At 64.1% G+C, this 22,845-nt stretch carries 22 protein-coding genes; 14 read left to right on the top strand and 8 right to left on the bottom strand.

What is annotated here, in order from left to right:
- The first annotated feature begins 2 nt into the window (after nt 1-2).
- From AC5RUM_RS02320 to AC5RUM_RS02285, 8 genes are all read left to right on the top strand, one after another.
- Nucleotides 3-350: an urease subunit beta gene (locus AC5RUM_RS02320; protein ID WP_494033413.1), complete on the top strand. Its 348-nt coding sequence runs from the start codon at nt 3-5 to the stop codon at nt 348-350.
- Nucleotides 347-2,092 (top strand): urease subunit alpha, encoded by a 1,746-nt coding sequence (gene ureC, locus AC5RUM_RS02315; protein WP_494033412.1) that lies wholly within the window; start codon nt 347-349, stop codon nt 2,090-2,092. The genes AC5RUM_RS02320 and ureC overlap by 4 nt, the downstream gene beginning before the upstream one ends.
- A 23-nt stretch (nt 2,093-2,115) precedes the next feature.
- On the top strand, nt 2,116-2,601 hold the full coding sequence (gene ureE / locus AC5RUM_RS02310; protein ID WP_494033411.1) for an urease accessory protein UreE: 486 nt from the start codon (nt 2,116-2,118) through the stop codon (nt 2,599-2,601).
- Nucleotides 2,582-3,274 (top strand): urease accessory protein UreF, encoded by a 693-nt coding sequence (locus tag AC5RUM_RS02305; RefSeq protein ID WP_494033410.1) that lies wholly within the window; start codon nt 2,582-2,584, stop codon nt 3,272-3,274. Before ureE ends, AC5RUM_RS02305 begins: the two co-directional genes overlap by 20 nt.
- A gap of 12 nt (nt 3,275-3,286) precedes the next feature.
- The gene (gene ureG / locus AC5RUM_RS02300) at nt 3,287-3,904 is read left to right on the top strand and encodes an urease accessory protein UreG (protein ID WP_400577443.1); all 618 of its coding nucleotides are present in this window, start codon (nt 3,287-3,289) and stop codon (nt 3,902-3,904) included.
- 173 nt (nt 3,905-4,077) lie between these two features.
- Nucleotides 4,078-4,908, top strand: coding sequence for an urease accessory protein UreD (locus tag AC5RUM_RS02295; RefSeq protein WP_494033869.1), 831 nt, complete (start codon nt 4,078-4,080; stop codon nt 4,906-4,908).
- Nucleotides 4,908-5,975, top strand: a complete 1,068-nt coding sequence (locus AC5RUM_RS02290; RefSeq protein WP_494033409.1) for a HoxN/HupN/NixA family nickel/cobalt transporter — start codon at nt 4,908-4,910, stop codon at nt 5,973-5,975. The genes AC5RUM_RS02295 and AC5RUM_RS02290 overlap by 1 nt, the downstream gene beginning before the upstream one ends.
- Before the next feature lie 59 nt (nt 5,976-6,034).
- Nucleotides 6,035-6,619, top strand: coding sequence for an HhH-GPD-type base excision DNA repair protein (locus AC5RUM_RS02285; protein ID WP_494033408.1), 585 nt, complete (start codon nt 6,035-6,037; stop codon nt 6,617-6,619).
- A 45-nt stretch (nt 6,620-6,664) separates the two neighbouring features.
- Here AC5RUM_RS02285 and AC5RUM_RS02280 read toward each other — a convergent pair whose 3' ends face one another.
- On the bottom strand, nt 6,665-7,270 hold the full coding sequence (locus AC5RUM_RS02280) for a TetR/AcrR family transcriptional regulator (protein ID WP_494033407.1): 606 nt from the start codon (nt 7,268-7,270) through the stop codon (nt 6,665-6,667).
- A 156-nt stretch (nt 7,271-7,426) separates the two neighbouring features.
- Between AC5RUM_RS02280 and AC5RUM_RS02275 the strand changes: the two genes are divergently transcribed.
- Both AC5RUM_RS02275 and AC5RUM_RS02270 read left to right on the top strand, forming a co-directional pair.
- The gene (locus tag AC5RUM_RS02275) at nt 7,427-8,884 is read left to right on the top strand and encodes an APC family permease (protein ID WP_494033406.1); all 1,458 of its coding nucleotides are present in this window, start codon (nt 7,427-7,429) and stop codon (nt 8,882-8,884) included.
- Entirely contained in the window at nt 8,874-10,520 is a 1,647-nt protein-coding gene (locus tag AC5RUM_RS02270; protein ID WP_494033405.1) for an amidohydrolase, read from the top strand. The genes AC5RUM_RS02275 and AC5RUM_RS02270 overlap by 11 nt, the downstream gene beginning before the upstream one ends.
- A gap of 219 nt (nt 10,521-10,739) precedes the next feature.
- Here the strand turns inward: AC5RUM_RS02270 and AC5RUM_RS02265 are convergent, their stop codons facing one another.
- Together AC5RUM_RS02265 and AC5RUM_RS02260 are read right to left on the bottom strand one after the other, a co-directional pair.
- On the bottom strand, nt 10,740-12,182 hold the full coding sequence (locus AC5RUM_RS02265; RefSeq protein ID WP_494033404.1) for a sugar porter family MFS transporter: 1,443 nt from the start codon (nt 12,180-12,182) through the stop codon (nt 10,740-10,742).
- 23 nt (nt 12,183-12,205) lie between these two features.
- Nucleotides 12,206-13,171: a sugar phosphate isomerase/epimerase family protein gene (locus AC5RUM_RS02260; protein WP_494033403.1), complete on the bottom strand. Its 966-nt coding sequence runs from the start codon at nt 13,169-13,171 to the stop codon at nt 12,206-12,208.
- A gap of 488 nt (nt 13,172-13,659) precedes the next feature.
- Here AC5RUM_RS02260 and AC5RUM_RS02255 point away from each other — a divergent pair, with 488 nt between their 5' ends.
- Nucleotides 13,660-14,640 carry a LacI family DNA-binding transcriptional regulator gene (locus AC5RUM_RS02255; protein ID WP_494033402.1) on the top strand — a complete coding sequence of 327 codons (981 nt, stop codon included), beginning with the start codon at nt 13,660-13,662 and terminating at the stop codon, nt 14,638-14,640.
- A 585-nt stretch (nt 14,641-15,225) separates the two neighbouring features.
- Nucleotides 15,226-16,131: a trypsin-like serine protease gene (locus AC5RUM_RS02250; RefSeq protein WP_494033401.1), complete on the top strand. Its 906-nt coding sequence runs from the start codon at nt 15,226-15,228 to the stop codon at nt 16,129-16,131.
- A gap of 75 nt (nt 16,132-16,206) precedes the next feature.
- Here AC5RUM_RS02250 and map read toward each other — a convergent pair whose 3' ends face one another.
- Nucleotides 16,207-17,019: a type I methionyl aminopeptidase gene (gene map, locus AC5RUM_RS02245; RefSeq protein WP_494033400.1), complete on the bottom strand. Its 813-nt coding sequence runs from the start codon at nt 17,017-17,019 to the stop codon at nt 16,207-16,209.
- 65 nt (nt 17,020-17,084) lie between these two features.
- Here map and AC5RUM_RS02240 point away from each other — a divergent pair, with 65 nt between their 5' ends.
- Nucleotides 17,085-17,387 carry a helix-turn-helix transcriptional regulator gene (locus AC5RUM_RS02240; RefSeq protein ID WP_494033399.1) on the top strand — a complete coding sequence of 101 codons (303 nt, stop codon included), beginning with the start codon at nt 17,085-17,087 and terminating at the stop codon, nt 17,385-17,387.
- A 184-nt stretch (nt 17,388-17,571) separates the two neighbouring features.
- Here AC5RUM_RS02240 and AC5RUM_RS02235 read toward each other — a convergent pair whose 3' ends face one another.
- The 4 genes from AC5RUM_RS02235 to AC5RUM_RS02220 form a co-directional block, all read right to left on the bottom strand.
- Nucleotides 17,572-18,543, bottom strand: coding sequence for a carbohydrate kinase family protein (locus tag AC5RUM_RS02235; RefSeq protein WP_494033398.1), 972 nt, complete (start codon nt 18,541-18,543; stop codon nt 17,572-17,574).
- A gap of 72 nt (nt 18,544-18,615) precedes the next feature.
- The gene (locus AC5RUM_RS02230; protein WP_400577451.1) at nt 18,616-19,410 is read right to left on the bottom strand and encodes an ATP-binding cassette domain-containing protein; all 795 of its coding nucleotides are present in this window, start codon (nt 19,408-19,410) and stop codon (nt 18,616-18,618) included.
- Nucleotides 19,407-20,453 carry an ABC transporter permease gene (locus AC5RUM_RS02225; RefSeq protein WP_400577452.1) on the bottom strand — a complete coding sequence of 349 codons (1,047 nt, stop codon included), beginning with the start codon at nt 20,451-20,453 and terminating at the stop codon, nt 19,407-19,409. The genes AC5RUM_RS02230 and AC5RUM_RS02225 overlap by 4 nt, the downstream gene beginning before the upstream one ends.
- A gap of 88 nt (nt 20,454-20,541) precedes the next feature.
- Nucleotides 20,542-21,657 (bottom strand): substrate-binding domain-containing protein, encoded by a 1,116-nt coding sequence (locus AC5RUM_RS02220; RefSeq protein ID WP_494033397.1) that lies wholly within the window; start codon nt 21,655-21,657, stop codon nt 20,542-20,544.
- 164 nt (nt 21,658-21,821) lie between these two features.
- Between AC5RUM_RS02220 and AC5RUM_RS02215 the strand changes: the two genes are divergently transcribed.
- The gene (locus AC5RUM_RS02215; RefSeq protein ID WP_494033868.1) at nt 21,822-22,817 is read left to right on the top strand and encodes a LacI family DNA-binding transcriptional regulator; all 996 of its coding nucleotides are present in this window, start codon (nt 21,822-21,824) and stop codon (nt 22,815-22,817) included.
- The last annotated feature ends 28 nt before the right edge of the window (nt 22,818-22,845 follow it).

Raw genomic sequence — 22,845 nt, 5'->3', positions numbered from 1 at the left:
CCATGATTCCGGGAGAGTATGTCCTGCGGAACGAACCGCTGACGGTCAATGCGGGACGCGAGGCGATCGACGTCGTCGTCGTCAATACCGGCGACCGCCCCGTGCAGGTGGGCTCGCACTACCACTTCGCCGAGGCGAACAGCGCACTGACGTTCGACCGCCAGGCCGCCTTCGGCCGCCGGCTCGACATCCCCGCGGGAACCGCTGCGCGGTTTGAGCCCGGAGACAGCAGGACGGTGCGCCTCATCGAGCTCGCGGGCAGCCGCGAGGTGTTCGGGCTGAGCAACGCGGTCAACGGCAGCCTTGGGGCGGCAGAGTCCGCACACGCGACGGCAGGGGGAACACCATGAGTTTCGAGCTGTCCCGCAAGCAGTACGCGGACCTTTACGGCCCGACGACGGGCGACGCCATCCGCCTCGCGGACACTGACCTGTTCCTCGAGATCGAGAAGGATCTCACCGCCTACGGCGAGGAAGTGGTGTTCGGCGGCGGCAAGGTGATCCGCGACGGCATGGGCCAGAACGGCCAGGTGGTACGGGAAGAAGACGTCCCGGACACCGTGATTACCAACGTGGTCATCCTCGACTACACCGGCATCTACAAGGCGGACGTCGCACTCAAGGACGGCCATATCTACAGGATCGGCAAGGCCGGCAACCCACAGATCACCGACGGCGTGGACATTGTGATCGGCGCAAGCACCGAAATCATCGCCGGGGAACGGAAGATCCTCACGGCCGGCGGCGTGGACACTCATATCCACTTCATCTCTCCGGACCAGGTGCCCACAGCCCTCGCCAGCGGCGTCACCACCATGGTGGGCGGCGGCACGGGGCCGGCGGAAGGCACGAAAGCCACCACTGTTACCCCCGGCAAGTGGCACATCCAGCGGATGCTGCAGGCCGCCGAAGGGATGCCCATCAACATCGGACTGTTTGGCAAGGGGCACGCGTCCGCCGTCGAACCGCTGGCCGAACAGATCCGGGCCGGAGCCGTCGGGCTCAAGATCCACGAGGACTGGGGATCCACCACCGCCTCGATCGACAACTCCCTAAGAGTGGCCGACGAATACGACGTCCAGGTGGCCATCCATACCGACACCCTCAACGAGTGCGGCTTCGTGGAGGACACCATCCGGGCCATCGCCGGCCGGGTCATCCACACCTTCCACACGGAGGGCGCCGGCGGCGGGCACGCCCCGGACATCATCAGGATCGCCGGCCTGCCGAATGTCCTGCCCGCCTCCACCAACCCCACGCTGCCGTACACGCGGAACACCATCGAAGAGCACCTGGACATGCTCATGGTGTGCCACCACCTCAACCCGGACATACCGGAGGATGTGGCCTTCGCAGACTCCCGGATCCGTGCCGAGACCATCGCCGCCGAGGACGTACTCCAGGACCTGGGAATCTTCGCCATCACCTCCTCCGACTCCCAGGCCATGGGCCGGGTGGGCGAGGTGATCACCCGGACTTGGCAGGTGGCGGACAAGATGAAGAAGCAGCGCGGAGTGCTGAAGGACGCCTCGGGTGAGGAGCACGGTTCCGCTGCTGGTCTGGGACCCGGAAGCGACAACTTCCGCCTCAAGCGCTATGTGGCCAAGTACACCATCAACGCAGCCATCGCGCAGGGCATGGCCGACTCCATCGGCTCGGTGGAAGAGGGCAAGTTCGCAGACCTCGTCCTCTGGGACCCGGCGTTCTTCGGGGTCAAGCCCGAGCTGGTGCTCAAGGGAGGGCAGATCGCCTATGCGCTGATGGGCGACGCCAACGCCTCCATTCCGACGCCCCAGCCGCGGACCATGCGCCCGATGTTCGCCGCTTTCGGCAAGGCCGTGCAGCAGTCCTCCATCACGTTCCTGTCCCAGGCCGCCATCGACGCGGGCGTGCCGGAGGAACTTGGCCTGCAGAAGATCATCCGGCCCGTCTCCGGGATCCGGTCGCTGACCAAGGCCGATCTCAAGTACAACGACGCCACCCCGGACATCCAGGTGGACCCGGAAACGTACAGGGTTTCGGTGGACGGCGAGGACGTCACCTGCGAACCGGCGGACGTGCTGCCCTTGGCACAGCGCTATTTCCTCTTCTGAGTCCCAACCACCCGGAGCCCCATGTGATCATCGAAAAAATCCTCGGCAACCTGCGCGACCTCCCTGAGGCGGAGACCGCGGCCTTCGCCGGGCTGCACAAGGAAAAAGTGGTGCTTCCCAGCGCCGAGCTGGTCAAGCGAATCCAGCGCGTCACCACGGACCACGGCAAGGAAATCGGCATCCGGCTGCCGTCCGGCTCCGGGGACCTCCGCGACGGCGACATCCTGCACGTGGCCGAAACCAGCATGATCGTGGTGTCCGTGCTGCCCACCGACGTCCTGGTGGTGGCGCCCCGGACCATCCACGAGATGGGCGTCGTGGCACACTCCCTCGGCAACCGCCACCTGCAGGCCCAGTTCTTCGACGCCTCCTCCGACTACGGCGCCGAGGTCATGGTGTGCGCTTACGACCACACCGTCGAGGACTACCTTCGCCACGTGGGAGTGCCCTACGACCGCCAAGAACGCGTTCTGCCGGTGCCTTTCCGCCATGCCGAGCACAGCCACTGATTTCGGAATGTCCTACCAGCTCGCCCTGCAGCAGCTCACCGACTCGGCGCTGCCTACCGGGGCTTTTGCGCACTCACTTGGGTTTGAGACCTACATCGACCGCGGGTTGGTTCATGACGAGGAGTCGTTCGGGGTGTGGCTGGCTGCCTTCGTGGGGCAGCAGCTTACTTACTCTGACGGGCTGGCCATTCGGTTCCTTTACGAGGGCGTTGCTGTGGGTGAGCTCGATGCCTTGTTGTCTGCGCAGCTCCTGCCGCGGCAGCTGCGTGAGGCCAGCACCAAGATGGGTGCCCGGCTGTTGGAGATTGGATCCGAAGTGTTTCCTTCCCCGGAGCTGACGGAGTACCGGGAGCTGGTGGGTGCGGGCCGCGCCGCCGGCCATCAGCCGCTGGCGTTCGCCGTCGTCGCCCGTTCCCTGGGTGTGCCCCTGCCGGAAGCGCTCGCGGCCTACCTCTTTGCGACGGTCACCTCGCTTACGCAGAACGCCGTCCGTGCCGTTCCGCTGGGGCAAAACGCCGGCCAGCGGCTGCTGCGGGCAGCGTCCGACGGCGTTGCTGCCGCCGTCGAACGGATTGGCCGCCTTGCGCCGGACGACTTCGGGGCCCTCAGTCCCGGACTGGAAATCTCGCAGATGCGGCACGAACGCCAACGTGCCCGCATGTTCATGAGCTAGTAGGAGGACAGCATGTCTGAACCCATCAAGATCGGCATCGGCGGACCGGTTGGCGCCGGCAAGACCCAGCTCGTGGAGCGGCTCACCCGCCACATGAGCCGTGAAGTCTCCATGGCCGCCATCACCAACGACATCTACACCATCGAGGACGCCAAAATCCTTGCAGCGAACGGCATCCTCCCCGAGGACCGGATCATCGGAGTCGAAACCGGCGGCTGCCCGCACACCGCCATCCGTGAAGACACGTCGATGAACACGGCCGCCATCGAGGAGCTCAAGAAACGCCACCCGGACCTGCAGGTCATCTTCGTGGAATCCGGCGGCGACAACCTCTCTGCCACCTTCAGCCCCGAGCTCGTTGACTTCTCGATCTACATCATCGACGTGGCCCAGGGCGAGAAGATCCCCCGAAAAGCAGGGCAGGGCATGATCAAGTCCGACCTCTTCATCATCAACAAAACGGACCTCGCACCCCATGTCGGCGCCGACCTCGCCATCATGGAACGTGACTCCCGCGAGTTCCGGGGTTCGAAGCCATTCTGCTTCACCAACCTCAAAACCGACGAAGGGCTCGACGCCGTCATCGACTGGGTGCGGCGCGATGTCCTGATGCTCGACCTGGCCCAATGACGGCTCTCGGGCTGGGGCAGGCGGCTTCGCCGGATTTGGGGCCGTGCCCGTCCCCAGCCGCTCCCAACTCTCGCAAGCTCGAGTCGGGGCCCTCGCAGCAGTGGGCCCCCCACGAGTGCCGCCACGCCGCGGCCCCCAAACCCGGCCTCGCCGCCTCCGCCGTTAAGTCGCCGATGGGGGAGCTTGAGCTGAAGGTCGAGGTGCGCGGGGGCAGGTCCGTGGCCGCGCATCAGTACCACCGGGGCGCCTTGCGGGTTCTTCGGCCGCACTATCTGGATGAGTCCGGGCAGGTTTGTTATGTCCTCGTCAATCCCGGCGGGGCATATCTTGGGGCAGACCTTTACGTCATTGACGTGGAGGTGGCGGACGGGGCGAAGCTGCTCCTGACGACCCAGTCGGCCACCAAGATTTACCGGACGCCGGAGTCGTTTGCCGAGCAGCGGATGACATTGCGGCTGGGGGAGCGGGCACAGCTGGAACTGGCTCCGGACCAGCTCATCGCCTACCGGGAGGCCAGCTACCGGCAGAACACGCGCATCACCGTGCAGCCGTCGTCGAGCCTGGTGATGGCTGAGGTGATTACGCCGGGGTGGTCTCCCGAGGGGGCCTCATTCCGGTACGAGGAACTGCGGCTCCGCAACGAGATCCATGTGGAGACCGGCGGCCGCACGGAACTGCTGGCCCTGGACAACGTGCTGATCCGGCCATCGCTCACCGACGTCACGGGCATGGCGTTCATGGAGGGCTTCAGCCATCTGGGGTCGCTCATTGTGGTGGACCAGAGAGTGGACCAGGCGCTCGCCGACGAACTCCATGCGCTCACGGCCGGCCACGACGCCTACACTGGGGTGTCCCTCACGGCGCCGGTCAGCGGAACCACCGGCCTGGTGCTGCGGTCCCTGTCCGACTCCACGGAAGAACTTAACCGGCTGCTGGGTGCCTGTACCGCCCTGCTGCGCGGACAATGGTACGGGCAGGCGCCCCTGAATTTGAGGAAGTACTGATGGCGACGCTGACGGGGTTCGCCGCAATGTACCGGCGGCGCGAAGAGCTGCCACTAAGGACCCGCATACTGTTTGCATTTGGTGCGGTGGCCGCGCTGCATGTTGCCGCCGTCGTACTTCTTTTCACCGGCACCGCTGGAGCCGGCACCGCGGGTGCCGGCCAGTCCGTTGCCCTGGGGCTGGTGCTCACCGCCTACCTCGCGGGCGTCAAGCACAGCTACGACTGGGACCACATCGCCGCGATCGACAATTCGACGCGCAGGTTCGTGGCCCAGCGGAAGGACCCCGTGAGCGTCGGGTTCGCCTTCAGCCTGGGCCACAGCTCCGTGGTGATCCTGGCCGGCGTCCTGGTGGTGGGCGGCGCGGCCATGGTGGGCCAGTTCATGGAGGACGGCACCCCCGGAAACCTGGTGCTGGGACTGACCGGCAGCGGCGTCTCGGGGCTGTTCCTGCTGGTCATGGGCCTGTTCAACGGCTCGGCGTTCCTGCAGGCTGCGCAGGCGTACCGGAACGTGCAGGGCGGCGGAGAGGTGCGCGACGGGGACCTTGAGGCCAAAGGATTTGTTGCCCGCCTGCTGGCCAGGCCGCTGTCCAGGGTGCAGCGGCCGCGGAACATTTACGTGATCGGATTTCTGTTCGGGCTGGGTTTCGATACGGCCACCACCATCGGGCTCCTGGTGATGACGACGGCGGCCTCCCTCGCCGGAGTCTCCCCGCTGGCCCTCCTGGCGCTTCCTCTGTCGTTCACCGCGGCCATGACGCTCTTCGACACCACGAACGGCGTCGCCATGATGCGCATGTACAGATCGGCCCTCCACAACCCGCAACGGAAGCTGGGCTTCAACGCCCTGATCACGGGCATCTCAGCCCTGTCCGCCCTGTTCGTTTCAGCCATTACCCTGGGCGGCTTCTTCCATACGGCCTTTGGTCTCGAAGACCCCCTGACAACTTGGCTGGGCCGGGTGGACCTCGGCGAGGCCGGGCTGCTCCTGGTCGCTGTGCTGCTTGCGGTGTGGGGTGTTGCTGCGCTGCGTGGGCGGTCGAAGGGCCCTTCGCAGGCCACCTAGCCGGGACATAGAAGCACAACTTATGACGGCGGACCGGAGCGAATGGCAGGATAAGACGCATGGAACTGCACATCACGGGGGATCCCGCTGCCGACAAACTGCTCAGCGATGACGCGTTTGCGCTGCTCACCGGCATGCTGCTTGACCAGCAGGTGACCATGGAGTCCGCCTTTGCCGGCCCCGAAAAGATCCGCACCCGCATCGGGTCCATCGAACCCGCGGCGATCGCCGGGTACGATCCCCAGGGCTTCGTCGACGTGTTCAAGGAGCGGCCGGCCGTGCACCGTTTTCCGGGCTCCATGGCCGCACGCGTCCAGGCTCTGGCCGAGACCGTGCACAGCGAGTGGAACGGGGACGCCACCGCCATCTGGACCCAGGGTGACCCCGACGGCAAGGAAGTGCTGCGCAGGCTCAAGGCCCTGCCCGGATTCGGCGAGCAAAAGGCGAAGATCTTCCTTGCGCTTCTCGGGAAGCAGTGCGGACTCCAGGCAGAAGGCTGGCGCGAGGCCGCTGGCCACTACGGCCAGGAGGACGCCTTCCTGTCCGTCGCCGACATTGTTGACCAGGAGTCGCTGAGCAAGGTGCGCGCGAGCAAGCAGGCCGCCAAAGCCGCGGCGAAATCAGCGAAAGCGGCCGGTAGCTGACGCCGGGTACCTAAACCGCCAAGATCACGTACGCGAGGTCCTTCGTTAGGCAAGCTTCGCGCGCAGGCCGCCGATAATGACGTCTAGGCCGAAGTCGAAGGCGTGCCCGCCCCGTTCCTCCGATGGCCCTGCGGCGCCGAGTGCGCGCTTGAGCGCGGGGTAACCCTCCGCCGGCGGGTCCCAGACGACCTCCGGAGCTGCCAGGTCCAGGGCCGCGCCGAGGGCGAAGCTGTCGATTGTGGAGATGGCCGCCACCACGTCCCGTCCCCTGAATCCGGCTGCCTCGAGGGCCATCGCCAGGTCCTCGTAAAGTCCGATGACGGCCGGATCAGTGATCGTTTGCAGGACCAGCAGGGGTGCCAGCCGCGGGTGGCGCATGAACGCGTCCCGGTAGGCGCGGATGAGGACCCTCAGGGCAGCTTCCCAGTCGCTGTGGTCCACCGGCGGATACGGCTCCTCGGTGATGATCCGGTGCCGCATTAGCTCCAGGATCTCGTCCCTGCCACTGACGTGGTTGTAGATGGAGGACTGGCTGACCCCTATCTTCTTCGCGAGTTTCGGGAAGCTGAAATCGCCGCTCTCATCAACCAGCTCCAGCGCGGCTTTTGTCAGGGCCTCCACGGATATCAGCGGGAGGAGCGGGCGCCCCATAGGTTCTCCTGACTGCAGCTTTTGAACGTCAAAGCCAGCCTAGTCGGCGGGACCGGTGGACGTCGTTTTTGGGAAATCTGTTGTGCTCTGCGCCACATGCCCTCATAATAAACGAAAGCCTTTCGTTTAGCAGGGCTCCTCAGAAAGGACGGACCAGTGCCGGATACCGAAACCAGACAACCGACGTCGTCCGCGGACGGCGCGCTCAAACGTAATGCCCTGGGCACGGGCGGCATCGCCTTCCTCGTGATCTCGGCCGCAGCCCCGCTCACCGTCATGGCGGGCGTGGCGCCCGTAGCCATCGACGTGGGCGGCATCGGCGCCCCGGCAGGCTACCTCTTGGCGGGCATCGTGCTCACCCTCTTCGCCATCGGCTTCATGGCCATGACCCGCCACGTCAAAGCCTCAGGCGGCTTCTACACCTACATCTCGCTGGCCATGGGCAAGACCATGGGACTGGCCTCCGCCATCCTGGCGATCATCTCGTACAACTGCCTACAGATCGGCGTCTATGGCCTCTTCGCGGTCCAGACCCACGACATGCTCAAAGTGCTCTTCGGCCTCGACGTGCCGTGGCCGGCCATCGCGCTGGCCGCCGTCGCTGCAGTGTGGTTCCTCGGCTACCGGGGGATCGACGTCGGTGCAAAGGTGCTCGGCGTGCTCCTGGTGGCCGAGACCGGCATCCTCGCCGTGATGGGCGTGGGCATCCTCGGCAGTGGCGGAGCCCAGGGAATCAGCGCGGGCTCTTTCAGCCCGGAGCACGCTTTTGGCCCCGGAGTCCTGGCGATCCTTGGCATCTGCTTCGCCGCATTCATGGGCTTCGAATCCACCGTGCTGTACCGGGCCGAGGCCCGCAACCCGGACAAGTCCGTGCCGCGGGCCATGTACATCGCCGTCGGCTTCATGTCCGTCTTCTACGCCTTCATCGTCTGGGCCGTCATCCAGGCCTACGGCGAAGGCCGTGCCGTTGAAGCAGCCGGTGAACTTGCCGGCGGGATGTTCTTCCAGACCATCAACCACTACGTGGGACCGTGGGCCGAGGTGGTGATGTACCTGCTGATCGTCACCAGCGTCTACGCTTCCCAGCTCGCGTTTCACAACGCGATCAACCGCTACGTTTATATGCTGGCGCGCGACGGCGTATTGCCTGCCTTCCTGGGACGGACGCACCCCAGGTTCCAGTCCCCGCACCGGGCCGGCCAGCTGCAGACGCTACTCGCCGCCGCCGTCATCACCGTCTGCGCCGCGCTCAACGCCGATCCCTACCAGCAGCTGCTGATCTGGGTAAACACTCCAGGAATCTTCGGCATCGTGGGGCTCCAGGGCCTGGTCTCGCTGGCCGCCTTCCTCTACCTGCGCCGCAATCCCGAGGCCGTGACGCACAAATTGCTGGTCCCGCTCAGCCTGGCCTCGGCCATCCTCCTCTTCGGCGTGGTGCTGCTGATCGGCCTGAACATCGAGCTGCTCACCTTTGCCGACGCACTGACCAACACCGTCCTCATCCTGGTAGCGCCCCTGGTCTTCATCGCCGGGCTGCTCACCGCCCGCTGGGTGCGGCGCCACCGACCCGAGACCTTCGCGCAGATTGGAAGCTTTGAAACCCATGAATCCTGATGTCATCATCCTGGCCGACACCATCCACACTATGGAGAACCTGCCCGCCGGGAGCCCTGCACCGCAGGCGGTGGCGGTTCGGGACGGCGTGATTGCCGCCGTCGGAAGCCGTGCCGACGCAGAAAACTGGCCATCCGCGGAGGTCATCGACTTCGGTGCTGCCGTGCTGACTCCGGGCCTGGTGGACTGCCACATGCATCCTGTCTTCGGGCTGGAGCTGGTACGCGGCTGCGATCTCTCCGGCGCCAACAACCTTGCTGAGGTGCGGGCGCTGCTCCGCGCCGAATCCGAGGCAACACCCGCCGGGGACTGGGTGCGGGCCTGGGGCCTGGACCCCAATGTGTTCGGAACCGCCGCCGCCCACCGCGAACTGATTGACGACGTCGTCTCCGGACAGCCGTGCCTCATCCGCCTTTTCGACGGGCATTCGGCGCTGGCCAGTTCCCGTGCCCTTGACATCGCGGGGGTGGCAGGGCCGCGCGCGTTCGACCAGGCGTCGGAAGTGGTGTGCGACGGCACCGGTAAGCCGACGGGGCTGTTGCTGGAGGCCGCCGCCATAGAGCTCGTTACGCGTGTCATGCCCTTGGAGTCCTTCGACGAGCGGAAGGAGAGGCTAGCGCAACTCTTCAGGCGGTTCTCACGGTCCGGGCTGACGGGGGCGCATGTGATGGACTGCGGGGACGGTTCACTGGAGCTCTACCGCGCCCTCGAAGCCGGTGCCCTCGAAGAGGGCATGGCTGGCGGACTCCCGCTGCGCCTGCGGATCTCGCCGTGGTGCATGCCCGGCAGCGGCGAGGAAAACTGGACCCGGCTCGCGGAGCAGGTCGGAGTGGGCGGGCGACGCTGGGAGGTGGCCGGCATCAAGCTGTTCGTTGACGGCACCGTGGACAACGGCACGGCCTGGCTGTTTGAACCCGATTCCCAAGGGGAGTCGGTGGCACCGTTCTGGCCGTGCCCCGAGGAATACGCCAAGGCCGTTCGGTTCTTCGCCGGCCGCGGGATTCCCACGGCCACGCACGCCATCGGCGACGCGGGAGTGGCCTGCGTGCTGGACGCCTTCGAGTCATTGCCGCCCGGTGCACCCCCAGGCGTGCACCGGATCGAACACCTCGAAACCGTCCCGGATGACTTGATTGAGAGGTTCTCCCGCTCGGGCCTCGTGGCGAGCATGCAGCCCACGCACTGCACGCATTACTCCCGGGCTGACCATACAGACAACTGGTCCACCCGGCTGGGAACCGAGCGGGCGAACAGGGCTTGGCGCTGCGGTGACCTGCGTACCGCGGGGGTCACCCTCGGGTTGGGATCGGACTGGCCGATCGCCCCGTTCGAGCCCCTGCCCATCCTGGCGGACGCGCAATTGCGACGGCGGGCCGGCCAGCCGGGCGACCAGCCAGTACTGCCGGCTCAGGCCCTCACGGCACGGCAGGCGCTCGAGGGCTATACCTCGCACGCTGCCAAGGCTGCGGGGGAGTGGGCGGTGTCCGGCTCCGTCACGGTGGGCAAGCGCGCGGATTTCACGGTTTTTGAGGTAGATCCGCTGTCAGCGGCCCCGGACGCACTGGCTGATTCCAAGGTTCTGGCGACATTCGTGGACGGGCTCGTCCAGCATTCGGCGGTGGGGTCCGCCTTGTAGGGTTGCTGCCTTCGGCAACGTCGCGAACGCCTTGGCGGACGCGGGCCTGGAACCGCGCCGGCAAGGCATGGTGGACCGGGTGGGAGCGCTCACGCGGCTCAACCGCCAAATCGTGCCTGGAATGGTGCTTCCACCCCCCGAAGCCGTCTCCCGCGTAGAAGCCCTATCGCGGGCCTGGGAACACCTGCGCCTCGACGGTGATTGATGATGACTGGCCGGTCATGGCCGGGTGAGCGGTATTTGTCCAGTGAAGCGAAGCTGAAGTTCCTCCTCTACCTTTTCCAAGCTGCGGCCTTTGGTTTCGGGAATTGATCGGATGTAAAAGATGAGTGTTCCGATATTGATCACGGCGAAGAGGAAGAATGTGGAGCCTTGGATCGAGTTGATAAGGATGGGGAAGACCAGGGACACGATCGTGTTGGCGATCCAGACGAAGGAGATCGCGGGTCCCGTGGCAAATCCGCGGATCCTCAACGGAAAGATCTCGGCCAGCAGGAGCCAGAAAATGGGCCCGATGCAGGCCTGCATGAACAAGAGGAATAGCAACATGCCTGCCAAGACGAGGTAGGAGCGAAGTGAGGACTCCGGCAAAAGGAAGAAGATGCCAATGAGGGCCAGTGCCGCGGTCAGTCCGGCTTGGCCAGTAATGATGATCGGACGCCGTCCCACTCCACGATGCAGCAGATAGATACCCACCAGGGTTGCGATCACGGACACTACGCCGTTGCAGATGGTTGCCACCAGGGACGCTTGCGTGTCCAGCCCCGTTGAGATCAGGACCGAAGGCGCGAAATACATGATGCTGTTGACGCCTGTTGTCTGTGAAAGGAATGCAATAGCAATCCCGAGGAAGACAAGTTTGCGAATCCATGGGGTTTTGAGGTCCCGGATGTCGCCCGTTCCGGTCCTGGCGTCTTTTGCCGCCGATGCCTGCATCTCCTGAAGTTCGTCGTCGATGATGTCCGCCGGTCGCGTCCGGAGCAACGACTTTCGAGCTTCCTCAACCCTTCCTTTGCTGACCAGCCATCGGGCGGATTCCGGGACGAACAGCATGCCCAGCCAGAGGAGCACTGCGGGGACGGATGCCAGCATCAGCATTCCGCGCCAGATGTGTCCGTCGTCGGATATGGAACCGAGATATGCGTTCGAGCTGTAAGCGATGAGCTGGCCGCTAACGATCATCAGTTCGTTCACCGTGACGATCTGCCCGCGTCGTGAGGCTGGGGCGAGCTCGGCGAGGAAGACCGGTACGGTGGCCGAGGCTCCGCCAACGGCCAGACCGAGAATGAAGCGGGCAACTATGATGATGGCGGTGTTCGGAGCGATGGCACACCCGATGGCACCAATGAAGAAGATCATCGCGAGCAACATGATGTTGCGTTTGCGGCCCTGTTGATCCGAGAGGCGTCCGCCAAACAGCGCCCCAAACGTCGCCCCGAAAACGAGGGAAGCGGTCACAACGCCTTCTTGGGCGGCTGTGAGTTCCAGCCCGCCTTCGCTTCCAGGCAGTGTCATGAATGGAAGGGCGCCGCTGATGACGCCGGTGTCATAGCCGAACAACAAGCCGCCAAGGGTCGCGATCGCAGTGATTAATCCCAGCTTCGGGCCAGTGGATTCGGTAATGCGTGGTTTTCCAAGTACAGGAGACGTCTGCGTCTGCATGTTGATCCTTTTGTGTGGGAGGGTCAGATGCGGGCGGGAGCCCAATCAGGGGCATCACGGAGCACCACGGAACCCAAGAGTTCGGCAGACTTGCGGACGCCTTCGCCGGAGTTCACAAGGACGTCCTCGTGCTCGATGTTAAGCGGGCCGTTGTAGCCGACTGACTGCAGGCTGTAAACGAAATCTGCCCAGAATGCGGCACCCCCCGGATGGCCTAGACCAAGGGTCACGTAGTTCCAGGAGCGGTCCGTGGTACGGGCCGGGGGCAAGGTGTCGAGAATGCCGTTGACTGCCGTGTTGTGCCTATCAATGCGGGCGTCTTTGGCATGTACGTGGAAAATTGATGAGCCCAGCGCGCGTATGACCGCAAGAATGTCCGCACCCATCCACATGAGGTGGGACGGATCGAGGTTTGCACCAACGACGTCGTCACCGACAATGCCCTGCAGCCGCTTCATGGTGGCCACATTGAAGACGAGTTGCCGGCCATGCATTTCAACTGCCAGGCGAACGTTATGGCTTCTTGCGAATTCAGCGAGCTGAATCCAGTAGGGCTCGGCTACTTCTGACCATTGGTATTCGAGGATCTCAAGCGTCTCCGGCGGCCATGATGTAGTGATCCAGTTAGGCGCTTTCTCACCCCGCGCACCGGGAAGCCCGGACATCAGTACTACTGTGGGCACGCCCATCTCGGAGGCCACCACTATAGTGTCGCGGACGACCCGATCGTGGGCTGGTCCGGTCACGGGATGGAGCTGGTTTCCATTCGCGTTCAGTGCGCTCAGGGTGAGCCCGCGGGAGCGGATGGCTTCAGCTAGTGCCTTGCGTGCTGAGGTGCTGGAGACGAGCTCGTCGAGGTTTGCATGAGGGGAATCGGACCAGTTGCCGGTGGCGATCTCCACAGTGTCCATGCCAAGTTCGGCTGCAATATCGAGCACCTGTTCCAGGGGCCGCGAACCAAGCGAGTCGGTAATTAGTCCGAGCTGCATGAGCGTTCCTTTCGTACGTCTTTGTGCGGAAATGAGGACAAGCCCTTATCTAAAGCTTTAGATGCCCGATGTTAGACCTAATGTCCTTACATATCAACACTCTTGGAGCGGGGTGCTCAGAGCCTTGGAGCGGGGTACTCAGAGCATGGGAAAGGGGTCCGGGGGCAGGACAATGTCCTGTTGCTTGCCCTGAGACGGCTCGACGTGGGCAGTGAGGCCCACCAGGTGACCCGCGCCGATCCTGTTGAACCGCAACAGGCCATACCTTCGGGAACGTGCGTACCCGCAGGCTGCAGTTCGAAAGGCAGGCGCACTCCGGTGGACCTATCGGAGTCCGGGTGGGCTGAAGGCCAACTTTGGCGACGGGTTGCCTATGCGGGCGTTCAAAGAGCCCGGCGAGCCGAAGAGCGGAAAACTCAGTCCCCACGTCCGCTGTCAGAAGCAGGAGACGATAAGATCACTCCATAGTGCCTAGTCATCATAAGAACGTGAAGCGAGTCGGAATCATTGACGTCGCGCGCGAGGCAGGCGTGTCAACGGCAACAGTCAGCTTCGTTCTCGCAGGGAAGGCTCCGGTGGCGGACGCCACGCGTGAACGGGTCCTGGAAGTGGTTCGCCAACTGGGCTACCAGCGCAACCGGCATGCCCGCGCACTGCGCCGTGGCGCGCCAAGGTCGCTATCAGCCGTGGTGCCGGATGTCACCAACCCTTTCTATGCGGAGCTGGTCGCAGCCATCGAGAATGCGGCGAGTGGCAGGGGTTTCATGCTCTCGCTTATGAACTGCCAGCTGGATCGCGCCCGCGAGGTGTCTTATTTAGGCGCCGTATTCGACGAGGTTCCGGATGGGATCATCTATGTCCCCATGACGAGCGACGCTGTGCATAAAGTCGAGTCCCGCTTCAATTCCGGTCCGCCGATTGTGATCGTGGATGAGATAACCTCCCATGCGGGCGTCGGCGCCGTGTCCGTTGACAATGAGGCGGGAGCCCGCATGGTGGCACGCCATTTTCGTTCACTAGGACGCCGGCGTGCGCTGGTAACTGGTCCGCCGCAGGGACTGCCGACGTCGGCAAACCGAGCCGTAGGATTCATCGACGAAGCCGCCAAGGTAGGCCTTGAGGTAGCGCAGGCGGCGTTTGGTGAGGTCCGTACGTCCGACGCCGGTGCCGTCGCAGCCGACATACTTGTTGGTGATCGAACCATCGACGCGTACTTTGCCGGCAATGACGTCCTCGCCATTCAGGTTCTCTTCGAACTGCAGCGAGCTGGTATACGGGTGCCCGAGGATATCGCCATCTGCGGCTTCGATGGCATTGGCTGGGGGCAAATGATTACACCGCGGCTAACCACCGTGCGGCAACCGATCGAACAGATCGCCAATGCTGTCATGGATCTCATCTCAATTCCCCAGGGCGAACATAAAGACATCGTCCTGCCCGTCGAGTTCTTCCCCGGCCAGACAACATAGCCTGGCGTTTCGCTGTAGCTGGGTGTCGGCGAGAGCTAACACAATCCAGGAGGTCCTCGAGTCCCACCGTAACCGCGGGCACCGAGGCATCGTTGCTCCTCGCCACGTGCTTGTTAGGTCCGGCAACGCCCCGAAATTGATTGTTTGTAGGCAGTTGGAGGTCAGCGCCGATTTCGACACTCCCAAGAGTGGCGAAAAACAGGTCTTCCAGCTTGCAGCAGCATTTCGTTTCGTGCATTTCCGTCACTGGTGGCCGCAGGAACTGGGGCTCAGACTTAGGAAGCCTGTCAGCAGGGTACTGACAGGCTTCCGGGGAGTGGAAACATCCCAAAGCAAGCATACGCACGACCGGATCTGCAACCGATAGTGGACGTAGGCAAGGAGACCGCGCCAACGAAAGTGTGAGTTGCGGAGATATTTGGCGTGGTTTTGCCAGCGGTAAAGCTTTTACGCCTGCTGCTTTATTCGGCGGCAAATGCTAACTTTAGTCACCACCTATTGGGTGGTGTAACAATTCTTTGGCGCCTGCCGTGCGGTCTCAACTTTGCGCGTAGCCGGCTCCCGTGCAAAGAAGCTGGGGTTTGTATGCGCGCTTTGAAAAAACTGCGTGCCGGAATCGGCGCGATGGCCGCAGTGGCGGCGCTGGTCATGACAACGGCGATTCCGGCCGGTGCTATCACCGGTGACTATGTCAAAGACAACGAGCACCCCTTTGTTGGGCTCGTCGTTTTCTACGATTCCGAGGGCTGGTTCCACCACCGATGCTCAGGAGCCTTGCTGACGCCCACGGTGTTCCTGACCGCCGGACACTGCACCGCCGGCGTATCCTCAGCACGGGTGTACCTCCAGCAGGACGCCGGCGCGGACTGGAGCCCTGAGGCAGGAACGGATGCGGACACAGGTTATCCGAACGCCTGCGCAGCGGGAACGCTGGGAACCCTGTGCGCCGTTTCCGACGAGATGTACAACTACGGCTTCACCGGGCTGGACACCCTGCCCGAGACTAAGGACGCCGGGCTTGTGATACTGGAGCAGCCCATCGAACTCGATGAGTATGCGAGCCTGGCGGCACCAGGCACCCTGGACGCGCTGGCAGCCAAGCGCGGACAGCAGGAAACCAGGTTCACCGCCAGCGGCTACGGCGTTACCGAGGTTAATCCGGTATCCACGACCTCATTCCGGGAACGGCTCATGGCCGAGTCCAAGCTGACGAATCTGACCAGCGCAAGCAACGACGGCTACAACATCCAGACCAACGGCAACGGCAACGGCCGAGGTGGCACCTGCACAGCTGACTCAGGCGGCCCGCTCTTCTACGGCTCCTTCACTTCTAACACCATCACCGGCATCACCTCGTTCGGACACAACCGCTACTGCAAGGGAACGGATTTTTCCTACCGCACCGACCGGCAGGACGTGATCGGCTGGATCAAATCAAAGACCGGAAGCGAGTTTACAAAGATCGTCATCGAAGCACCCGTCGGCCATTAGCAGTTGCACAACAATGTTCTGCACCACCCGCTGGCAGCGGGCTCTGCACGGAACGGGCCAGCCGCAGCGGACTCCTCACTGCGTAGCAACTTGCCGGCGCCCGAACTCAGGGTGCTCCGGCTTTGGCAGGGTGAGGATTTCGGCGCCGTTATCGGTGATGGCGATGGTGTGCTCGCTGTGCGCCGTCCGGCAGCCTGTGGCGCTGCGGAGCGTCCATCCGTCAGGATCGATGATGAGTTTGGCCGTATCGGCCATGACCCAGGGCTCAAGCGCGAGCAGCAGTCCGGCGCGCAGTCTGTATCCGCGGCCTGGCCTTGCGGAATTGGCAACATGCGGGTCCTGATGCATTGTTGATCCGATGCCATGACCACCAAACTCGGTGTTGATCTGGTACCCCGCTTCGATGAGGACCGAGCCAATGGCATGTGAGATGTCGCCGATGCGTGCCCCAGGTCGTGCCGCAGCTATACCTGCGCTCAATGCCCGCTCGGTCGCTCCGATCATAGCAACGCTTTCGGCGGGCCTTGAGTCTCCCACGATGAAGCTGATAGCGGAGTCTGCAGCGACTCCGCCTTTGGAGATGGCCAGATCGAGTGTCAGCAGATCGCCATTGGCCAGCGCGTAGTCGTATGGCCTCCCATGGAGGACGGCGTCGTTTACAGCGGTGCAGATGTAGTGGCCGAACGGCCCGAGTCCAAAGGAAGGTGCGTAGTCGACGTAGCAGGACACGGCTCCAGCTTCGGCGATCATGGCCTTGGCCCAACGATCGATATCAAGCAAGTTCGTGCCGACCGCGCTGCGGCTCTTCAGCGTCTGCAAGATGCTGGCGACCAGAGCACCTGACCCTCTTGCCAGTGACATTTCAGCCGGGTTCAAGATTTCGATCATTTGGCACCTTCCTCATGAACCAATAACTATCCCGGTAATAGTATCCCGGGACTAGAATGGCTGGCATGGTCAGGTTGCCGCTCACGCCCGCAGATGTTGAACAGGGAAAGCGACTCGGGGCCCTAATGCGGCTCGCGCGGGGGGAACGGTCGATGCTCCACACAGCGTTGGCCGCAGGTGTCTCCCCGGAAACCCTGCGGAAAATCGAATCGGGCCGCGTAGCGACTCCTGCTTTCGCGACTATTGGAGCCGTCGCCGACGTCCTCGGTCTTTCCCTCGACGCGGTGTGGGCGGAGGTTAACCGCTCAGAGCCCGGTGTTGAATCCGCCCGCCCTGGTGACAGCTCGCGGAAGCGGTTGGCCTCCTGAGCCCCCATCCGGGCAGTCGTGCTGGAAGTGGTAAAGGGAGAACAATAATCATGCTTATCGGCGTTCCAAAAGCACTGAGACATAGGGGAGTTTGGCTTCCTAATCGCCTCTTCAGCTGGACACATCCAGTGAAGGGGCGCCCCGTTCGGCCGGGCTCTTCAGCCCGGCCGAACGGCGTACGGAATCAGGCGACGACGGCGGCGGGAGCGGATGCCTGTTCGGGCAGGTCAGCGAGCAGTTCGTCAGCCGTAGGCGGGTTGGCGCCGGGCCGGCGGACCGTGATGGCTGCCGCCTTCGACGCCATGCGCCCCAGCGTCTCCAGCACGGCGGGAGCCAGGCCGTCCGTTCCACGGGCCAGCAGGCCGTAAATCAGTGCCGCCATGTAGGAGTCGCCGGCGCCGATGGTGTCAGCCACCACGGACGTGATGGCCGGGATGTTCAGCTGCGTGGCCGGAGTCGCCAGCAGCGAGCCCTCCGAGCCGCAGGTGACTACGGCCAGCCCAGCGCCGAGCTCCAGGATCCGCGCCGCGGTGGCCTCGAGCTCAAGACCCGGGTAGAGCCACCGGGCGTCCTCATCACTGAGCTTGACCACGTCCGTCAGCGGGACCAGGTCCTCGAAGATTGACCGTGCCTCGGCCTGGCTGCCCAAGAGCGCGGGCCGGATGTTGGGATCGTAGGTGACCATGCACTCCCGGTGTGACTGCTCCAGAAGCTCCTTGACCGCGGCGGCGCCGGGGGCCAGGAACGTGGCGATCGAGCCGGTGTGGAGCACTTTGGGGAGGAACGCAGGAGCCACTGGCGGGAGTTCCCAGGTGATGTCGAAGTCGTACCGTGCGGAGCCGTCGGCCGCCAGCGTTGCCGTTGCGGAGGCGGTGCGGCCCTGCGATGTCGAGCCGGGCAGGAGTTCGACGCCGGCGCTGGCCAGGTGCGCCGCGATTGCGGCGCCGCGGTCGTCGTCGCCGATTGACGTCAGGAGGGCAGCGCTGACGCCGAGGCGCCCCAGCCCGTAGGCGACATTCGCGGGCGAGCCCCCCGGGTGCTCGACTGTGCCCTCGGGCGAGGTCACGACGTCGACCAGGGCTTCGCCGATGACGATGACGTCGGGCTGGGCCGCGGGAGTGCTGGAGTGGGTCTTGAGCATGGCGGGGCCTTTCATGGGGCCGTCCGCGGACCTGCAGCTACAGGCCCACGGACGGGGGTATTGGGGAAAACGGCGGTATTCGCCCGGTCAGGCGGTGGCTGCACCGGTCATGATGGCCACGGCGTCGGTCATGGAGTGGGACTGCGGGGTGATGGTGGCGGCGCACTTGCCGAGGCGTTGGATGTGGATCCGGTCGGCGACGTCGAACACATGGGGCATGTTGTGGCTGATCAGGATCACCGGCAGGCCCCTGTCGCGGAGGTCCCGGACCAGCTGCAGGACCTGGTTCGATTCCCGCACGCCGAGGGCCGCCGTCGGCTCGTCCAGCACAACCACTTTGGATCCGAACGCCGCGGCGCGGGCGACGGCGACGGCCTGGCGCTGGCCGCCCGAGAGGTTTTCGACCGCCACCGTCACGTCCTGGAGGGTGGAGATTCCAAGCCGGGTCAGCTCTTCCTTGGCCTTGCGGCGCATGCCCTTGGTGTCCAGGACGCGGAAGATCTTCCCCAGCGGTCCCGGAATGCGTTCCTCCCTGCCGAGGAACAGGTTTGATGCCACGTCCAGTGCCGGCGATACCGCAAGGTTCTGGTACACCGTCTCGATGCCGTGGACGCGGGCGTCCTGCGGGCGCTTGAAGTGTACCGGCTGGCCGGAGACCTTCAGCTCGCCCGAGTCCGGGATCTCGGCCCCGGTGAGGCACTTGATGAGCGTGGATTTTCCGGCACCGTTATCGCCGATGATCGCCAGGACTTCGCCCGGGTACAGGTCCAGGCTGACGCCGTCCAGGCCCACGACGCGGCCGAAGGTCTTGACGAGGTTCCTGGCCTGCAGGATCGGCTGGCGGACCTCGGTCTTGGCCGGCTGGAATTCTGTGGCGGTCATGATTTCACCTTTCGGATCCACTGGTCGATGGACACAGCGACGATGATGAGGACGCCCACTGCGAGGGTCTGGTAGAGCACGTCGAGGCCGGCCAGCGAGAGGCCGTTGCGGAACACTCCGACGATCAACGCCCCGAGGAGGGAGCCCCAGATGGAGCCGCGTCCGCCAAAGAGGCTGGTTCCGCCGATGACGACGGCGGTGATGGAGTCGAGGTTCAGGTCCACACCGGCGTTGGGGCTGGCTGCGTTCGTGCGGCCGATCTGGATCCATGCACCGATGGCCAATACGGCCCCGGCTGCGAGGTAAACGCTCATGAGGACCCGGTTCACCGGGATACCAGCCAGACGGGCGGCTTCCTTGTCATCGCCCACCGCGTAGACATGTCGGCCCCAGGCGGTCTTGCCGAGGATGAACGCGACCGCGATGTAGAGCAGGAGCATCATGACTACGCCGGTGGAGATGCGGACCGGCCCGACGGGGAAGGTGCTTCCGGTCCAGGTGAGCAGATCCGGCATGCTCGAGCCGCGGACGGTCGAGCCGCCGGAGTAGAGCAGGGTCAGGGCGATGAAGATGTTCAGTGTTCCGAGCGTGACGATGAATGGAGGGAGCCGGAACCTGGTGACCAGAAAACCGTTCAGCGCGCCGGCCGCGAGCCCCACGGCGAGCCCGAGGAGGAGTGCCAGCGGCGCGGGTGCCCCGTTGCCGGTCGCCAGCTGCGCCACCACCATGGAGGACAGGATCATGACGGCGCCCACCGAAAGATCGATGCCGGCGGTGAGGATGATGAGCGTCTGGGCGATTGCAAGGGTTCCCACCACCGAGACCTGCTGGGTGATCAGGGACAGGTTCTCGACCCGCAGGAACCTCTCATTGAGGAGCCCGAAGACCACCACTGCAACAAGCAGGACAATGGCCGGGCTGAGTGCGGGATAGCGGTGGAGAATGTTGCGGATACGGCTGAGCGGGGTCTGCCGGTCGAGGAACTCCTCGGCCGGGTCTGCATGCCCTGCGGCGGGCGGGCCTGCGGTCTGTTGCTGGGTCACGGTTGCTCCTGAACGTCAAGGTTCTGGTGGTGTGGTGCCGCGGGAAGTGCAACTTCAGCACTTCCCGCGGCGGAGGGTTCAACGCTGGTTACTTGCCCCAGCAGATCTTGGCGGCCTCGGACGTGGTGATGCTCTTGACGCCATCGGCAGCTTTATCCGTGACGAGCTCCACGCCAGTGTTGTAGAAGTCCAGTCCTGGTGAGTTGGCCGGCTTCTTGCCGGTCTTGGCCAGCTCAACGATGGCCTTGACGCCCAGTTCCGCCATCTTCACCGGGTACTGCTGGGCAGTGGCACCGATGACGCCGGCCTTGACGTTGTTGACGCCCGAGCAGCCGCCGTCGACCGAGACCACCAGCACGTCCTTCTCCTTGCCGGCTGACTTCAGCGCCTCGAAGGCGCCGGCAGCGGCAGGCTCGTTGATTGTGTAGATAACGTTGATGTTCGGGTTCTTGGCCAGGAGGGTTTCCATTGCGGTCCTGCCGCCGTCCTCAGCACCCTGGGTTGCCTGGCTGCCCACGATTTCGTAGTCGCCGCCCTTGCCGCCGGTGTACTTTCCGGTCTTGGCTTCGTCGCCGTTCTTCTTCTTGTCCGCGGTGTCGATGCCCAGTCCGGTCAGGAAGCCCTGGTCGCGGTTGTAGTCCACGGAGACGACCTTGTCGTCAAACAGGTCCAGCAGCGCAATGGTGGCCTTCTTCCCGCCAAGCTGCGCGGCGGTCCATTTGCCGATCAGCTCACCGGCGGCGAAGTTATCGGTCGCGAACGTGATGTCGGCGGCATCTGCGGGGTCCGGGGGAGTGTCCAGGGCGATGACGAACAGGCCGGCGTCCTTCGCCTTCTTCAGGGCGTCAACGACAGAGGGGCCGTTAGGCGTGATGAGGATGCCCTTGTCGCCCTTGGAGATAGCGTTCTCGATGGCCTGGATCTGGGTTTCTTCATCGCCGTCAGCCTTTCCGGCTGCGAGCTTGAGGTCCACGCCGTCTGTTTCGGCGGCCTTCTTTGCGCCGTCCTGCATCGAAACGAAGAACGGGTTTGAAGTGGTCTTCACGATGAGGGACACGCCGACCTTCTCGGAGGACGAGCCTTCGGTCGAGGAGGCTGCGGGGCTTCCCCCGCAGGCAGTGAGGCTGAGCGTGCCGAGGGTCAGGACTGCGCCGACGGCAAGCAGGCGGGTGGCGGCTGTCCGCGGGGCTTTGGAACTCAACATTGAATCTCCTGGTTTCGTGGCACTTCCTGTGCCTGACAACGATGTCATTAGTCATGTAACCAGCGTCACAGGGTAGAGTCAACATAAATTCGATGATGAAGGACGAAATCATGACAACGATGTCCAATCGTTACCAGGCCGATGGAGCGAAGAATCGGCCCACTATGCGCCACGTCGCGGCCCTCGCCGGAGTTGGCATCAAGACCGTCTCGCGGGTGATGAACGATGAGGCCGGCGTTTCGGAGGCTACCCGCCAGCGGGTCCTCAGCGCCTCTCAGCAGCTCAATTACCAGCTGGACATGGCGGCCGGCAGCCTGCGCCGCTCCGGCCGGCAGACTCTCTCGATCGGGCTGCTGCTGCCCAGCGTGGCTAACCCGTTCAGCTCTGAGATCCACCGCGCACTTGAAGATGCGCTGGCCGCCCGGGGGATAGCGGTCTTTGCCGCCAGCCTCGACGATGACCCCGAGCGTGAGAAGTCCCTGGTCGCGGCCTTCCTGGGCAGGCGGGTTGACGGGCTCGTCCTGACACCAATAGCCAAGAGCCAGTCCTACGTCATCCCGGAGCATTCACGGGACCTGCCCATGGTGTTCATCGACCGTGAACCGGTCGGCATCGAGGCAGACGCCGTGGTGACGGACAATGCCGTGGGAGCCGCCAGGGCCGCCGCCCACCTGATTGCACAGGGACACACAAAGCTTGCCTATCTTGGTGACCGCACGGACATCCAGACGGCCCGCGAACGTCGGCGGGGATTTATCGAGGAACTCGGGAGGGCGGGCATCGCAACGTCGGCAGTGCCGGTGATCGAGGGGCTCCACGACGAGGAGTCTGCACGCCAGGCGGCCCTTGGTCTGCTCCGGTCCGAGGATCCGCCTACGGCCATCTTCTCCAGCCAGAACCTCGTCACGTTCGGTGCGATGCGTGCCTTGAAGGAGCTCGGCGCAAACAAGCGGATTGCCTTGGTGGGGTTCGACGACTTCACGCTGGCGGACATGATGGACCCTGGCATCACGGTCATTGCGCAGCATCCGGAGCGCATCGGGAAGCTCGCCGCCGAGCGGCTCCTTGCCAGGATCGACGGCGATGACCGCGCCCCGCAGACGTACGTCGTTCCCACTGAACTCATTCAGCGCGGATCTGGGGAACTCCCCCCGCGCTGACCACAATTTCAACCCGCACGATTCAACA

Source organism: Arthrobacter sp. B2060 (assembly GCF_059090445.1).
The sequence above is the reverse complement of the archived record's forward strand: the minus strand, read 5'-3'. Positions and strand labels throughout refer to the sequence as shown.

What these genes read in the sequence shown, in the direction of transcription:
- AC5RUM_RS02320 (WP_494033413.1), top strand. Translation starts at nt 3, where the DNA reads ATGATTCCGGGAGAGTATGTCCTGCGGAACGAACCGCTGACGGTCAAT.
- ureC (WP_494033412.1), top strand. Translation starts at nt 347, where the DNA reads ATGAGTTTCGAGCTGTCCCGCAAGCAGTACGCGGACCTTTACGGCCCG.
- AC5RUM_RS02305 (WP_494033410.1), top strand. Translation starts at nt 2,582, where the DNA reads ATGCCGAGCACAGCCACTGATTTCGGAATGTCCTACCAGCTCGCCCTG.
- ureG (WP_400577443.1), top strand. Translation starts at nt 3,287, where the DNA reads ATGTCTGAACCCATCAAGATCGGCATCGGCGGACCGGTTGGCGCCGGC.
- AC5RUM_RS02295 (WP_494033869.1), top strand. Translation starts at nt 4,078, where the DNA reads ATGGGGGAGCTTGAGCTGAAGGTCGAGGTGCGCGGGGGCAGGTCCGTG.
- AC5RUM_RS02290 (WP_494033409.1), top strand. Translation starts at nt 4,908, where the DNA reads ATGGCGACGCTGACGGGGTTCGCCGCAATGTACCGGCGGCGCGAAGAG.
- AC5RUM_RS02285 (WP_494033408.1), top strand. Translation starts at nt 6,035, where the DNA reads ATGGAACTGCACATCACGGGGGATCCCGCTGCCGACAAACTGCTCAGC.
- AC5RUM_RS02280 (WP_494033407.1), bottom strand. Translation starts at nt 7,270, where the DNA reads ATGGGGCGCCCGCTCCTCCCGCTGATATCCGTGGAGGCCCTGACAAAA.
- AC5RUM_RS02270 (WP_494033405.1), top strand. Translation starts at nt 8,874, where the DNA reads ATGAATCCTGATGTCATCATCCTGGCCGACACCATCCACACTATGGAG.
- AC5RUM_RS02265 (WP_494033404.1), bottom strand. Translation starts at nt 12,182, where the DNA reads ATGCAGACGCAGACGTCTCCTGTACTTGGAAAACCACGCATTACCGAA.
- AC5RUM_RS02260 (WP_494033403.1), bottom strand. Translation starts at nt 13,171, where the DNA reads ATGCAGCTCGGACTAATTACCGACTCGCTTGGTTCGCGGCCCCTGGAA.
- AC5RUM_RS02250 (WP_494033401.1), top strand. Translation starts at nt 15,226, where the DNA reads ATGCGCGCTTTGAAAAAACTGCGTGCCGGAATCGGCGCGATGGCCGCA.
- map (WP_494033400.1), bottom strand. Translation starts at nt 17,019, where the DNA reads ATGATCGAAATCTTGAACCCGGCTGAAATGTCACTGGCAAGAGGGTCA.
- AC5RUM_RS02240 (WP_494033399.1), top strand. Translation starts at nt 17,085, where the DNA reads ATGGTCAGGTTGCCGCTCACGCCCGCAGATGTTGAACAGGGAAAGCGA.
- AC5RUM_RS02235 (WP_494033398.1), bottom strand. Translation starts at nt 18,543, where the DNA reads ATGAAAGGCCCCGCCATGCTCAAGACCCACTCCAGCACTCCCGCGGCC.
- AC5RUM_RS02230 (WP_400577451.1), bottom strand. Translation starts at nt 19,410, where the DNA reads ATGACCGCCACAGAATTCCAGCCGGCCAAGACCGAGGTCCGCCAGCCG.
- AC5RUM_RS02220 (WP_494033397.1), bottom strand. Translation starts at nt 21,657, where the DNA reads ATGTTGAGTTCCAAAGCCCCGCGGACAGCCGCCACCCGCCTGCTTGCC.
- AC5RUM_RS02215 (WP_494033868.1), top strand. Translation starts at nt 21,822, where the DNA reads ATGCGCCACGTCGCGGCCCTCGCCGGAGTTGGCATCAAGACCGTCTCG.